At 40.2% G+C, this 14,081-nt stretch carries 14 protein-coding genes and 1 other annotated feature; all 14 genes read right to left on the bottom strand.

All coding sequences use genetic code 11. From position 1 onward, the window contains the following. Positions 1–13: 13 nt before the first annotated feature. The 14 genes from rpsG to sigH all read right to left on the bottom strand — a co-directional run bounded on the left by rpsG (position 14) and on the right by sigH (position 14,070). Entirely contained in the window at positions 14–484 is a 471-nt protein-coding gene (gene rpsG / locus AC4G3N_RS18480) for a 30S ribosomal protein S7 (protein ID WP_066103004.1), read from the bottom strand. A gap of 44 nt (positions 485–528) precedes the next feature. Further along, positions 529–951 (bottom strand): 30S ribosomal protein S12, encoded by a 423-nt coding sequence (gene rpsL, locus AC4G3N_RS18475; RefSeq protein WP_049672552.1) that lies wholly within the window; start codon positions 949–951, stop codon positions 529–531. A gap of 102 nt (positions 952–1,053) precedes the next feature. Next, entirely contained in the window at positions 1,054–1,302 is a 249-nt protein-coding gene (locus AC4G3N_RS18470) for a 50S ribosomal protein L7ae-like protein (protein ID WP_066103006.1), read from the bottom strand. Positions 1,303–1,477: 175 nt separating this feature from the next. Continuing rightward, on the bottom strand, positions 1,478–5,074 hold the full coding sequence (gene rpoC, locus AC4G3N_RS18465; RefSeq protein ID WP_066103009.1) for a DNA-directed RNA polymerase subunit beta': 3,597 nt from the start codon (positions 5,072–5,074) through the stop codon (positions 1,478–1,480). Between the two features lie 39 nt (positions 5,075–5,113). Continuing rightward, positions 5,114–8,677, bottom strand: a complete 3,564-nt coding sequence (gene rpoB, locus AC4G3N_RS18460) for a DNA-directed RNA polymerase subunit beta (protein ID WP_066103012.1) — start codon at positions 8,675–8,677, stop codon at positions 5,114–5,116. A gap of 249 nt (positions 8,678–8,926) precedes the next feature. Beyond that, the gene (locus AC4G3N_RS18455) at positions 8,927–9,535 is read right to left on the bottom strand and encodes a class I SAM-dependent methyltransferase (RefSeq protein ID WP_066103016.1); all 609 of its coding nucleotides are present in this window, start codon (positions 9,533–9,535) and stop codon (positions 8,927–8,929) included. 128 nt (positions 9,536–9,663) lie between these two features. Then, the gene (gene rplL / locus AC4G3N_RS18450) at positions 9,664–10,026 is read right to left on the bottom strand and encodes a 50S ribosomal protein L7/L12 (RefSeq protein ID WP_066103019.1); all 363 of its coding nucleotides are present in this window, start codon (positions 10,024–10,026) and stop codon (positions 9,664–9,666) included. 60 nt (positions 10,027–10,086) lie between these two features. After that, positions 10,087–10,593: a 50S ribosomal protein L10 gene (rplJ, locus tag AC4G3N_RS18445; RefSeq protein WP_066103022.1), complete on the bottom strand. Its 507-nt coding sequence runs from the start codon at positions 10,591–10,593 to the stop codon at positions 10,087–10,089. Between the two features lie 30 nt (positions 10,594–10,623). After that, positions 10,624–10,768 (bottom strand) — a sequence feature (ribosomal protein L10 leader region). Positions 10,769–10,828: 60 nt separating this feature from the next. Continuing rightward, the gene (rplA, locus tag AC4G3N_RS18440) at positions 10,829–11,518 is read right to left on the bottom strand and encodes a 50S ribosomal protein L1 (protein ID WP_066103025.1); all 690 of its coding nucleotides are present in this window, start codon (positions 11,516–11,518) and stop codon (positions 10,829–10,831) included. Between the two features lie 93 nt (positions 11,519–11,611). Beyond that, positions 11,612–12,037, bottom strand: a complete 426-nt coding sequence (gene rplK, locus AC4G3N_RS18435; protein ID WP_066103028.1) for a 50S ribosomal protein L11 — start codon at positions 12,035–12,037, stop codon at positions 11,612–11,614. A 178-nt stretch (positions 12,038–12,215) separates the two neighbouring features. Continuing rightward, entirely contained in the window at positions 12,216–12,749 is a 534-nt protein-coding gene (nusG, locus tag AC4G3N_RS18430; RefSeq protein WP_066103031.1) for a transcription termination/antitermination protein NusG, read from the bottom strand. A 219-nt stretch (positions 12,750–12,968) separates the two neighbouring features. Beyond that, on the bottom strand, positions 12,969–13,151 hold the full coding sequence (secE, locus tag AC4G3N_RS18425; protein WP_066103034.1) for a preprotein translocase subunit SecE: 183 nt from the start codon (positions 13,149–13,151) through the stop codon (positions 12,969–12,971). Between the two features lie 43 nt (positions 13,152–13,194). Further along, complete coding sequence (gene rpmG / locus AC4G3N_RS18420; protein WP_077248002.1) at positions 13,195–13,347, bottom strand: 50S ribosomal protein L33; 153 nt, start codon at positions 13,345–13,347, stop codon at positions 13,195–13,197. Between the two features lie 105 nt (positions 13,348–13,452). Continuing rightward, positions 13,453–14,070 carry an RNA polymerase sporulation sigma factor SigH gene (sigH, locus tag AC4G3N_RS18415; RefSeq protein ID WP_066103081.1) on the bottom strand — a complete coding sequence of 206 codons (618 nt, stop codon included), beginning with the start codon at positions 14,068–14,070 and terminating at the stop codon, positions 13,453–13,455. Positions 14,071–14,081: the final 11 nt, after the last annotated feature.

The following is a 14,081-nucleotide window of genomic DNA, read 5'->3' as shown; positions in this document are numbered from 1 at the left end:
AGTAGTTTTGATTTTACCAACGATAGTGAGCGAAAGCTTTGTTAGCTTCAGCCATTTTATGTGTATCTTCGCGTTTCTTAACAGAAGCGCCAGTGTTATTAGCTGCATCCATGATTTCGTTAGCTAAGCGCTCTTCCATAGTTTTTTCACCACGAAGACGAGCATAGTTTACTAACCAACGAAGTCCTAGAGTAGTACGTCTGTCAGGGCGAACCTCAACTGGTACTTGGTAGTTAGCTCCACCTACACGGCGTGCTCTAACTTCTAGAACTGGCATGATATTTTTTAAAGCTTGATCGAAAACTTCCATTGGATCGTTACCAGTACGCTCTCTTACGATATCGAAAGAAGCATAAAGGATTTTTTGGGAAGTCCCTCTTTTTCCATCGATCATCATTTTGTTGATCAATTTTGTTACAAGCTTGGAATTATATATCGGATCAGGTAATACATCTCTTTTTGAAACAGGTCCTTTACGAGGCATATTTTGTTCCTCCTTTCAAAGAAGTAATTATTTTGGTTTTAAAATTATTTTTTAGCTGCTTTAGGTTTTTTCGTACCGTATTTAGAACGACCTTGCATACGGTTGTTAACGCCTGCAGTATCAAGAGCGCCACGCACGATGTGGTAACGTACCCCTGGAAGGTCTTTTACACGTCCTCCACGGATTAATACAACACTGTGCTCTTGCAAGTTGTGGCCGATACCAGGAATGTAAGCAGTAACCTCGATTCCATTAGTCAAACGTACACGCGCATATTTACGTAACGCGGAGTTTGGTTTCTTTGGAGTCATTGTACCAACACGAGTACATACCCCACGTTTTTGTGGAGATGATACGTTTGTTTGGGATTTCTTGAAGCTATTGTAACCTTTATTCAAAGCTGGAGACTTTGATTTTTCTTCTTTAGATTTACGTGGCTTACGTACCAATTGGTTAATAGTTGGCATGATGTTTCCTCCCTTCAAAATTGGTTCCCCTAGTCCCACACATCCAGGTGGTTCATAAAAGGGTAAAAACAAAGTTTTTGCATCAACTGCAAAAACAGTTTTCTATTTCATAATGACAACAGCTGCTGCTCCAACATCTATTTTGCATGCTTTTCCGAGCAACCTCATCGAGTCTACATAATCGATTGGAACGGAATACTCTTTAGCAGCATCAATTACTTTTGATGTGATTGTTGAATCAGCATCAAGAGCAATAATAACTGTTTCGGCATTTCCTGTTCGGAGAGCTTTCACTGTTTGTTTCGTCCCTATTATCAGGTTCTTTGCCTGAGATACTTTTTCATAAGACATCATTAATATCCTCCAAAGTAACAGGTTAATAGGAGCACCTTTGCTATAGTACCATTTATAAAACATAAATGTCAACAATCGCACGAAAAAAATTAATTTGTTACCCTTATTTACTTTATATATACAGAAGATTAGCCGGATTGATCATCCGGCTACCTCTTCTGATGTAGATTGGTTACTCAGCTGGAACCGTTTCTTCCTTTTGTTCAGTTAGAACCGGAACAGCTTTACGGTAACGATGCATACCTGTACCAGCAGGTATTAACTTACCGATAATAACGTTCTCTTTAAGTCCAAGCAATTCATCACGTTTTCCTTTAATCGCTGCATCTGTAAGGACACGAGTAGTTTCCTGGAAGGATGCGGCGGACAGGAAGGAATCCGTTTCAAGAGATGCTTTTGTAATACCAAGCAATAGCGGGCGTCCCGTAGCAGGATTTTTACCTTGAAGCAACGCCTCATGGTTTGCTTTTGTGAACTGATGAATATCCAGTAATGTTCCTGGCAATACATCGGTTTCTCCGGCATCGATAACACGAATTTTCTTAAGCATTTGACGAACCATAACCTCTACGTGTTTATCGCCAATTTCTACCCCTTGCATGCGGTATACTTTTTGCACTTCTTTTAACAGGTATTCCTGTACAGAACGTACATTTGTAACTTTAAGAAGTTCTTTTGGATCAATAGAACCTTCTGTAAGTTCCTGACCAGGAACAACTGTGTCATTTACATTCACTTTCAAGCGCGCAGAGTACGGAGCTGTATAAGAGCGGCTTTCCACTGCACCTTGAATTGTGATTTCCTGTTGTTTGTCACGGACTTCGTTAATCGCTGTAACCGTACCTTCGATTTCAGCAATAACTGCCTGCCCTTTAGGGTTACGTGCTTCAAACAACTCCTGAATACGCGGAAGACCTTGTGTAATGTCGTCTCCGGCAACCCCACCTGTATGGAAAGTACGCATTGTCAACTGTGTACCAGGTTCACCGATGGATTGAGCCGCGATGATACCGACTGCTTCACCAACTTCAACCTCTTGACCAGTTGCAAGGTTACGTCCGTAACATTTTTTACATACACCATGGCGAGTGTTACATGTAAACGCAGAGCGAATTGTCACTTCTTCAATACCAAGTTCTTCGATTTTTTGAGCAAGATCTTCAGTGAAGATTTCGTTCTCATTAATCAGAACTTCGCCTGTTTCAGGATGTTTAACTTTCTTCCTTGCATAACGTCCTACAAGACGTTCTTCAAGGCTTTCAATTGTTTCTGTACCATCTTTCAAAGCTCTTACTTCTAAGCCGCGATCTGTTCCACAGTCGTCTTCTCTAACGATAACATCCTGTGCAACATCAACCAGACGTCTTGTTAAGTAACCGGAATCGGCTGTTTTCAATGCTGTATCGGCAAGACCTTTACGCGCACCGTGAGTGGAGATGAAGTACTCCAATACTGTTAAGCCTTCACGGAAACTTGATTTGATTGGGAGCTCAATAATACGACCAGCCGGGTTGGCCATCAATCCACGCATACCCGCAAGCTGCGTAAAGTTAGATGCGTTACCACGGGCTCCGGAATCACTCATCATAAAGATTGGATTCAAGTGATGTAAGGATGCCATCAGTTTGCTTTGGATATCATCCTTCGCTTCACTCCAGATTGAGATAACACGGTCATAACGTTCTTCTTCTGTGATCAAACCACGTCTAAATTGTTTCATGACACTGTCTACTTTACCTTGAGCTTTTTCAAGAATTTCTTGTTTTTCAGGTAAAACGACGATATCTGCAACCCCTACAGTAATACCTGCACGAGTCGAATATTTAAATCCTAGATCCTTCATGCGGTCAAGCATTTTGGATGTTTCTGTTATTTTAAAACGTTTAAAGACTTCAGCAATAATGTTACCAAGAATTTTCTTCTTAAATGGTTGGATTCTCTCACGATTCGCTAAGATTTCCTTCACATTTGCTCCCTTTTCAACAAAATATTTCTCTGGTGTTTTTTCTTCCAGATTGGATCTTGTTGGTTCGTTAATATAAGGGAAAGTTTCAGGAAGAATTTCATTGAATATCAATTTACCAACAGTAGTAAGCAATAATTGCTTATTCTGTTCTTCCGTAAACGTTTCGTTATTTAAAGAGCTAGCATGAACAGCTACACGAGTGTGTAAGTGAACATATCCGTTTTGATAGGCAAGTACTGCTTCATTAGTGTCGTTGAAGATCATACCTTCTCCAACTGCACCTGGTCTTTCCATTGTCAGATAATAGTTACCAAGAACCATATCCTGTGATGGAGTTACAACCGGTTTACCATCCTTAGGGTTAAGGATGTTTTGCGCAGCTAGCATCAATAGACGGGCTTCCGCTTGTGCTTCTGCAGATAAAGGTACGTGAACAGCCATTTGGTCACCGTCAAAGTCAGCGTTATACGCTGTACATACTAACGGGTGAAGTCGAATAGCTCTACCTTCAACTAATGTTGGTTCGAACGCCTGGATTCCTAGACGGTGAAGTGTCGGGGCACGGTTTAATAGAACCGGATGCTCCTTAATTACTTCTTCAAGCACATCCCAAATATCAGGAGAATGTCTTTCGATCTTTCTCTTAGCTGATTTGATGTTATGAGCCAATCCTTTTTCAACAAGTTCTTTCATTACGAAAGGCTTGAATAGTTCGATTGCCATTTCCTTCGGCAAACCACATTGGTACATTTTCAAGTTTGGTCCTACAACGATAACGGAACGACCAGAATAGTCAACACGTTTACCGAGTAAGTTTTGACGGAAACGACCTTGTTTACCTTTAAGCATATGAGACAAAGACTTAAGCGGACGGTTACCAGGTCCTGTTACAGGACGGCCACGTCTACCGTTATCAATCAATGCGTCAACTGCTTCCTGAAGCATACGCTTTTCATTTTGAACAATGATGCTTGGAGCACCTAAATCAAGCAGACGTTTCAAACGATTGTTACGGTTGATTACTCTGCGATACAGGTCATTCAAGTCAGATGTTGCAAAACGGCCGCCATCCAATTGAACCATTGGACGAAGCTCAGGAGGAATAACCGGAAGTACATCCAGAATCATCCAAGAAGGTTCGTTACCTGAATGACGGAATGCTTCCAATACTTCAAGACGTTTAATCGCACGTGTACGGCGTTGTCCCTGAGCTGTTTTAAGCTCTTCTTTCAAGGATTCTACCTCTTTGTTAAGATCGATATCCTGAAGAAGCTTTTTAATGGATTCTGCACCCATCCCAGCTTGGAACTTGTTGCCGTATTTATCACGGTATGCACGGTATTCTTTTTCAGATAGAAGCTGCTTTCTCTCTAAAGCAGTATCTCCTGCTTCTGTAACAACGTAAGAAGCAAAATAAATTACTTCTTCCAAGGCACGCGGAGACATGTCAAGCAAAAGACCCATACGGCTTGGAATTCCTTTAAAGTACCAAATATGAGAAACCGGAGCAGCCAATTCAATATGGCCCATACGCTCACGTCTCACTTTAGCTCTAGTTACTTCAACACCACAACGGTCACAAACTACACCTTTGTAGCGTACTCTTTTATATTTACCGCAGTGGCATTCCCAGTCCTTTGTAGGACCGAAAATGCGCTCACAGAACAACCCATCTTTTTCAGGTTTAAGTGTACGGTAGTTTATAGTTTCTGGCTTTTTCACTTCTCCGAAAGACCAAGAGCGAATCTTATCCGGTGAAGCAAGGCCTATTTTCATATATTCAAAATTGTTTACATCCAACAAGGGGCCTACCTCCCTTTCCGTATCCCAATATCACTAAGGTTACTCGATTGTACCAACTGTTTCTGATTCGGGACTTTTCACATCAGGATCTATGGTTAATGTATCTGCTTGGTGAATATCGTCATCATCTTCCAGATCACGCATTTCAATTTCTTTATCATCACCAGAAAGAATCTTAACATCCATACCTAAACTTTGAAGTTCCTTGATTAAAACCTTGAAAGATTCCGGAACGCCCGGTTCAGGTACATTGTCACCTTTTACAATTGCTTCATAAGTTTTCACACGACCAACAACATCATCAGATTTAACTGTAAGGATTTCTTGAAGTGTGTATGCAGCACCATATGCTTCAAGTGCCCATACCTCCATCTCACCAAAACGCTGACCACCGAATTGAGCTTTACCACCCAATGGTTGTTGCGTAACAAGTGAGTAAGGTCCTGTTGAACGGGCATGAAGTTTATCATCAACCATGTGTGCCAGTTTGATCATATACATGACACCAACGGAAACACGGTTATCAAATGGTTCTCCAGTTCTGCCGTCATAAAGAATTGTTTTCGCATCGCGAGACATACCAGCCTCTTCGATTGTATCCCAAACATCTTCTTCACGCGCACCGTCAAATACAGGAGTTGCCACATGGATTCCAAGCTGTCTTGCAGCCATACCTAAGTGCAATTCCAATACCTGACCGATATTCATACGTGATGGTACCCCTAATGGGTTCAACATGATATCGACAGGTGTTCCATCCGGAAGGAAAGGCATATCTTCTTCAGGTAAAATTCGGGAGATAACCCCTTTGTTACCGTGACGACCGGCCATTTTATCTCCTTCATGGATCTTACGTTTCTGAACGATGTATACACGTACCAACTGGTTCACACCTGGTGGCAGTTCATCACCGTCTTCACGTGTAAAGACTTTAACATCATGGACAATTCCTCCACCGCCATGCGGTACACGGAGAGATGTGTCACGAACTTCACGAGCCTTCTCACCAAAGATTGCATGTAACAATCTTTCTTCTGCAGTCAGCTCCGTAACCCCTTTAGGAGTTACCTTACCAACTAGAAGGTCACCGTCTTTAACTTCGGCACCGATGCGAATGATTCCACGGTCATCCAAGTTGCGCAGGGCATCTTCCCCAACGTTTGGAATGTCACGTGTAATTTCTTCCGGTCCAAGTTTAGTATCACGAGCTTCAGATTCATATTCTTCGATATGAATAGAAGTATATACATCGTCTTTAACAAGACGTTCACTCATAATGATGGCATCCTCATAGTTATAACCATCCCATGTCATGAAGGCAACAAGTACGTTTTGGCCTAATGCCAATTCGCCAAGCTCCATGGACGGACCATCTGCAAGAATTTCTCCTTTAACAACACGGTCACCCGATTTAACGATCGGACGTTGGTTATAACATGTTCCTTGGTTAGAACGGATGAATTTAAGGGTACGGTATTTATCAAGATTACCTTTTACCTCTTCACCATCTACTTCACTAACACGTCTTACCCAGATTTCTCTGGCTTCCACGTGTTCTACGATTCCATCGTGCTTACAAATTACAGCAGCACCGGAATCTTTACCGGATACATATTCCATACCTGTACCAACAATTGGAGCCTGCGGACGAATAAGCGGAACCGCTTGACGTTGCATGTTCGCTCCCATAAGGGCACGGTTGGAGTCATCGTTTTCAAGGAACGGGATACAAGCTGTTGCAGCTGATACAACCTGTTTAGGTGATACGTCCATATAGTCAACGCGATCACGTTTAACAACTGTATTTTCACCACGGAAACGAGCTACAACTTCCTCGTTCATAAATCCACCATCTTCAGTTAGCGGGGCATTTGCCTGTGCCACTACATAAAGATCCTCTTCATCAGCAGTCAAGTAATCCATTCGATCAGTTACTTTGCCTGTCGCAGGGTCTACCCTTCTATATGGCGTTTCAATGAAACCGTATGGGTTTACTTTTGCGAATGTAGATAGTGAGTTAATCAAACCAATGTTTGGTCCCTCAGGTGTTTCAATTGGGCACATACGTCCATAGTGGGAATAGTGAACGTCACGAACTTCCATTCCGGCACGTTCCCTTGTTAAACCACCAGGTCCAAGTGCAGACAATCTCCGTTTATGTGTCAATTCAGCAAGTGGATTTGTTTGATCCATAAACTGAGACAACTGGGAGCTTCCAAAGAATTCTTTAATAGAAGCTATAACCGGGCGAATGTTAATAAGCTGCTGCGGTGTAATTGTGTTTGTATCCTGGATGGACATTCTCTCACGAACCACACGCTCCATACGGGATAAACCAATTCTGAATTGGTTTTGCAATAGCTCACCAACTGAACGCAGACGTCGGTTACCTAAATGATCGATATCATCTGTGTCGCCAACACCATGCAGTAAGTTAAAGAAGTAACTGATAGTAGATACAATATCAGCAGGTGTAATGTTTTTAACTTTCTTTTCTACATAAGCATTGCCGATAACATTAATTACTTTTTCACCTTCAGCATCGCTCGGTGCATAGATTTTTACATTTTGAACCAGTACATCTTCTTCCACGACTCCCCCAACAGGGTTGTACGTTTTGAAGCCAATCCCATTTTCTAAGTAAGGGATGATTTTATCGAGAGTACGGCGATCCAACAAAGTATCTTTTTCAACTAAGATTTCTCCTGTTTCAGGGTCCACCAAAGTTTCAGCTACTTTTTGGTTGAAAAGACGATTTTTTATATGAAGTTTCTTGTTAATTTTATAGCGTCCTACATTTGCCAAATCATATCTCTTCGGATCAAAGAAACGTGATACAAGCAAACTTTTCGCATTTTCGACCGTAGGTGGTTCACCTGGGCGAAGACGCTCATAGATTTCAAGCAAAGCTTTTTCTGTACTTTCAGTATTATCTTTTTCCAATGTGTTACGGATGTACTCGTTATCACCGATTAGATCGATGATTTCTTGATCAGAGCCGAATCCAAGAGCACGCAAAAGAACCGTTACCGGCAACTTCCTTGTACGATCGATTCTTACGTAAACTACATCTTTCGCGTCAGTTTCATATTCCAACCATGCTCCGCGGTTTGGAATTACGGTAGCTGTGAATCCACGCTTTCCGTTTTTATCAACCTTCCCGCTGTAGTATACACTCGGGGATCGTACTAATTGGGATACGATAACACGTTCGGCACCGTTTATAACAAACGTTCCCGTTTCCGTCATGAGAGGGAAATCACCCATAAAGACATCTTGGTCTTTAACTTCTCCCGTCTCTTTGTTTACAAGTCTTACTTTAACCCGTAATGGGGCGGAGTAGGTTACATCCCGCTCCTTAGATTCTTCCACAGGATATTTCGGGTCTCCGAGGCTATAATCGATAAACTCAAGAGACAGATTTCCTGTAAAATCCTCGATAGGGGAAATGTCCTGGAACATTTCTCTTAAGCCCTCATCAAGAAACCATTGATAGGAAGAGGTTTGAATTTCAATTAAATTCGGTAATTCGAGCACTTCGCTAATGCGCGCATAGCTCCGGCGTTGGCGATGTCGTCCATACTGAACAAGTTGACCTGTCAACTGATTCACCCCTCAAATAAAGCGTTTATGATAGAATTTATATTCCAACAGCCCTATACAAGCTGATAGAACAAAAAAGAAAAAGGGTTTCAATCTGAAAACCTCAATTTCAAAAACGCATAGTATTGGTTTATTTTTTCCATATTTTCCAGAACATATACACATTTATTTATTTCTTTACCAAAATGTGCAGGGTGTCCCAAATTATATATATGCATTTTTTAATATTAACATAGGCATATTGTCAAGTCAAACTTTTTTAGACTTCAAAATATAGTACCCTTTTTTCTTTATAATGACCTCCACGTTTCCAAAAACATCTTCCATTTTAGCCATTGCGGATGGAGCTCCCTGTTTCTTTTGAATGACAATCCACAACTCGCCGCCATCCTGTAAAACACTCTTACTTCTTTCAAGTATTTCATGAACTACTTTTTTTCCGGCTCTGATGGGCGGATTCGAAACAACCGCTGCAAACTCAGTTTCCGTAACATTTTGATAAACAGAACTCTCATAAATCTTAACATTTTTGATCTCATTGATTCGAGCATTTTCCCCTGACAAATGGAGAGCTCTTTCATTCACATCTACCATATGAATTGTTCTGTCAGAAAAAGAATCAGCCAAAGATAAACCTATCGGGCCATATCCACAGCCGACATCAATGATTGGCTGTTTGCCGGAAGCCTCAGGTTCCACGAAGGCCTCGATTAACAATCTTGAACCAAAATCAACCTCACGTTTAGAAAAAACACCAGCATCTGTTTTAAAACGAAATGTCTTCCCTCTTAAAGTATAGCTCCATTCATCAGGATTACTATCAACCTGAGGATTGCGGGAATAATAATGATCTGACAACCCAGATCCCTCCTGACCAATTGCATTTCGGATCGTTTTAACGAAAACCTAAATTCCAACTTTTATTTCTAAAGTCAGAAAAAGCCCGCTGTATTTGCAGCGAGCCTTTTCATATGATGTGTGTAAAATTACTTAACTTCTACACCAGCGCCAACTTCTTCAAGTTTAGCTTTGATTTCTTCAGCTTCGTCTTTAGAAACGCCTTCTTTGATAGCTTTAGGAGTGTTATCAACAACTTCTTTAGCTTCTTTAAGACCAAGGCCAGTGATTTCACGTACTACTTTGATAACTTTGATTTTTTGATCTCCAGCGCTAGCTAGAACAACATCAAATTCAGTTTTTTCAGCTGCAGCTTCTCCGCCAGCAGCACCAACCATAGCTACAGGAGCAGCTGCAGTTACGCCAAATTCTTCTTCAATTGCTTTTACAAGATCGTTAAGTTCTAAAACAGTCATATTTTTAACTGCTTCAATGATTTGTTCTTTAGTCATTATAAGTTCCTCCTTAGTTTTTAATAAATCGTTGTATACGTATTTCTAATCAAGAAGCAATTAAGCTCCTTGTTCTTCTTTTTGTTCTGCCACTGCTTTTGTAGCAAGTGCCAAGTTGCGGATAGGTGCTTGAAGCACGCTGAGCAACATAGAAAGCAAACCTTCGCGAGATGGAAGTTCTGCAAGAGCTTTAACTTCTTCAACAGTTGCAACGTTTCCTTCGATTACACCTGCTTTAATTTCTAGAGCTTCGTGTTTTTTAGCGAAGTCGTTCAAGATTTTAGCCGGAGCTACAACGTCCTCAGTACTGAATGCAATCGCATTTGGTCCAGTAAGAGCTTCGTTAAGGTCAGAAAGTTCAACTTGATCAGCAGCACGGCGAGTCATGGAGTTTTTGTAAACTTTGAACTCGATGCCAGCTTCGCGTAATTGTTTACGAAGTTCTGTAACTTCAGCAACGTTTAAACCACGGTAGTCAACAACAACTGTGGATACACTGTCTTTCAGTTTACCAGCGATTTCATCAACAATTTGTTTCTTTGCATTAACATTATTCGCATTGCTCATATTAACACCTCCTGTAGAATGTTACCATTCACACCCGTAAAAAAACCTCCATATCATGACAGACATGGAGGTACGATGATAGTCCGAACAAAATAGTTCTATTATGATCGAATACCTCGGCAGGAAATTAAGCTTTAACCGCACCTGCTGTCTATGGCATAAATGTTAAATTATTTATAACAACATTTGTAATTATATTAAATAACTACCCTGTTGTCAAATTTTATTTTTTAGCTTAGAAAGAAGATGGATCTACCTTGATTCCAGGTCCCATAGTTGTAGTAACAGCTACATTCTTCATATAAGTTCCTTTAGCTGCTGCTGGCTTCGCTTTTTGAAGAGTTTCAAAAATTGTAGTGAAGTTTTCAACTAGCTTGCTATCTTCGAAGGAAACTTTTCCGATAGGAACATGAATGTTACCTGCTTTATCAACACGGTATTCTACTTTACCAGCTTTAATTTCATTGATTGCTTTTTCAACATCAAATGTAACAGTTCCTGTTTTAGGGTTTGGCATTAAACCTTTAGGTCCTAATACACGACCTAATTTACCAACTTCACCCATCATATCAGGTGTTGCTACGATAACATCAAAGTCAAACCAACCTTGTTGGATTTTGTTGATGTAGTCAGTATCTCCAACATAATCAGCACCTGCAGCTTCAGCTTCTTTAAGCTTTTCACCTTTAGCAAATACTAATACACGTTGTGTTTTACCAGTACCGTTTGGAAGTACAACCGCTCCACGGATTTGTTGATCAGCTTTCTTAGGATCAACTCCAAGACGGAATGCTACTTCTACAGTTGCATCAAATTTAGTGAAGCTTGTTTTCTTCGCTAATTCAATTGCTTCTGTTACGGAATAAGCTTTTGTACGATCGATAAGCTGAATAGCTTCAGCGTATTTTTTAGTTTTCTTAGCCATTATTATATCCTCCTAATATTGTGGTTTTAACGGAATTGACCTCCCACGAAAAAGGTTGCGATGTACCGTACATTCGCAACCTCCATACAACAATTAGTCTTCGATGACAATTCCCATACTGCGTGCAGTACCTTCTACCATACGCATAGCTGATTCAACACTTGCTGCATTTAAGTCAGGCATTTTGGATTCAGCGATTTCACGTACTTTGTCACGCTTAACTGTTGCCACTTTATTACGGTTTGGTTCACCAGAACCAGACTCAATTCCTGCTGCTTTCTTAAGAAGAACAGCCGCTGGAGGAGTTTTTGTAATAAAAGTGAAAGAACGGTCTTCAAATACTGTGATTTCAACAGGAATGATTAGACCTGCTTGTTCTGCTGTACGAGCATTAAACTCTTTACAGAAACCCATGATGTTAACACCTGCTTGACCCAATGCTGGACCAACCGGTGGAGCTGGATTAGCTTTAGCTGCAGGAATCTGCAATTTCACGATTTTAATTACTTTTTTAGCCACGAGACACACCTCCTTATCGTCCGTGATGTGGTAATTGGGCTTTGCCCTCCCACTCAAATATACAATCATTCTTTATTTCACTCATAAAGAATTTACCATTAGTTCAGGTCTCTGTCTTGAGACATACTGACCCTAGAAATATTATCACTTTTTAATATGAAAGGCAAGTTTTTCAGGATTATAATTTTTCCACCTGGTCAAAATCCAATTCAACCGGGGTATCGCGGCCAAACATATTAACAAGAACTTTCAGTTTACCCTTAGCCTTGTCCAACTCTTCTATTGTACCAGCAAATTCAGCGAAAGGACCTTCCTTAACTTTAACTGAATCGCCAATAAACAAATCGATTTCAATTCTTTTTTCGTCCATACCCATTCTTTTCAGAATCACTGCTGCTTCTTCAGGCATTAACGCAACCGGCTTAGAACCTGATCCAGTCGAACCTACAAACCCAGTTACACCTGGTGTATTGCGGACAACATACCAAGAATCGTCTGTCATAACAATTTCCACGAGTACATACCCTGGAAACACCTTTTTCTTAACTACTTTCTTCTTACCATTTTTGAAATCAGTTTCTTCTTCTTCCGGAACAATGACACGGAAGATCTTATCTTGCATACCCATTGACTCTACACGTTTTTCTAAGTTCGCTTTAACTTTATTTTCATATCCGGAATACGTATGAACAACATACCAATTTTTCTCCATATTCTATTAGGACTAAACGTCCTTCCCTCCTTGCAAACAGTGATATTCAAATATATCTTGTCAGCTGTTATTTTTTAATTTTTGCGCAAATTTTAAATCCAGCAGATTCCTGCTAAGTATCGAATCTATTTTTTAGACAAATTAAAAAACCCGTTTCCGGGCTTTCAAGTCTTTTCTTATGCTAGTTTTCATTATACCATGTTTTGTGCTGTTTATTCACTATTTAAGAATGACACGAATAAGTTCGGATAACCCTAGATCAATAACCGCAAAAAACACTGCCATAATGATGACTGTTGATAAAACAGTTATCGTATAGGTTGTAAGCTCTTTTTTCTTAGGCCAGCTTACCTTTTTCATTTCTCGAGAAACGCCTCGGAAGAATTCTAGAATGCGTCGCATTAATTTGAAACCTCCAGCCAATACAGTTTTACAATCCAAATCATTAGATTGTTTGTTTATGAGGTGTGTGCGTATTACAAGTTTTACAAAATTTATTTAGCTCCAGTCGCACCTTTTCTTGGTTAGACTGGTTATGATTCGTTGAATAGTTCCTTGAACCGCATTTTGTACATGCGATGATAACTTTTTTATTCATAAAAATGCACCTTTATTTTAATTAACAAGTCCAATACAAATTTATCATGTAGGAAATTGTCTGTCAATAAGCGGGTTAAAGATATAACCCTATGAATATACTAAACTAGCGAACTTCTAGATACCGTTCCAATTTACGCTTTACTCTTTGCAATGCATTATCAATTGATTTAACATGTCTATCCAATTCCTCTGATATCTCTTGATAGGATTGTCCATCTAAATACAGAGACAGGACTTTTCGTTCCAGATCACTTAGCAGCTCGCTCATTTTAAGCTCAATATAATCAAATTCTTCTTGATTAATAATTAATTCCTCTGGATCCATAACTTTAACACCTGTTATAACATCCATCAATGTGCGATCTGACTCTTCATCATAGATAGGCTTATCCAAAGAGACATAGGAATTGAGCGGTATATGTTTCTGCCTTGTCGCAGTTTTAATTGCAGTAATAATTTGCCTGGTAATACAGAGCTCAGCAAACGCTTTAAAGGATGTAAGCTTGTCCTCCTTATAATCTCGGATGGCCTTGAATAAACCAATCATACCTTCCTGAACAATATCTTCTTTATCTGCACCTATTAAAAAATAGGTTCTCGCTTTAGCCCTTACAAAGTTTCTGTATTTGTGGATCAAAAAATCCAGGGCCCCGCTGTCCCCTTGATGAACCCGGTCGACTAACAGTTCATCTTCCATATGACCATAATCATCATCCAGCATTACCCCGATAG

The sequence above is a fragment of the Bacillus sp. z50 genome (assembly GCF_058313585.1).
The sequence above is the reverse complement of the archived record's forward strand: the minus strand, read 5'-3'. Positions and strand labels throughout refer to the sequence as shown.

Excerpts from the sequence above, each read along its gene's own strand:
- rpmG (WP_077248002.1), bottom strand. The coding sequence starts at position 13,347 with ATGAATAAAAAAGTTATCATCGCATGTACAAAATGCGGTTCAAGGAAC.
- rplJ (WP_066103022.1), bottom strand. The coding sequence starts at position 10,593 with ATGAGCAATGCGAATAATGTTAATGCAAAGAAACAAATTGTTGATGAA.
- rpsL (WP_049672552.1), bottom strand. The coding sequence starts at position 951 with ATGCCAACTATTAACCAATTGGTACGTAAGCCACGTAAATCTAAAGAA.
- AC4G3N_RS18470 (WP_066103006.1), bottom strand. The coding sequence starts at position 1,302 with ATGTCTTATGAAAAAGTATCTCAGGCAAAGAACCTGATAATAGGGACG.
- sigH (WP_066103081.1), bottom strand. The coding sequence starts at position 14,070 with ATGCTGGATGATGATTATGGTCATATGGAAGATGAACTGTTAGTCGAC.
- rpsG (WP_066103004.1), bottom strand. The coding sequence starts at position 484 with ATGCCTCGTAAAGGACCTGTTTCAAAAAGAGATGTATTACCTGATCCG.
- rplL (WP_066103019.1), bottom strand. The coding sequence starts at position 10,026 with ATGACTAAAGAACAAATCATTGAAGCAGTTAAAAATATGACTGTTTTA.
- rplA (WP_066103025.1), bottom strand. The coding sequence starts at position 11,518 with ATGGCTAAGAAAACTAAAAAATACGCTGAAGCTATTCAGCTTATCGAT.
- secE (WP_066103034.1), bottom strand. The coding sequence starts at position 13,151 with ATGCGACGCATTCTAGAATTCTTCCGAGGCGTTTCTCGAGAAATGAAA.
- nusG (WP_066103031.1), bottom strand. The coding sequence starts at position 12,749 with ATGGAGAAAAATTGGTATGTTGTTCATACGTATTCCGGATATGAAAAT.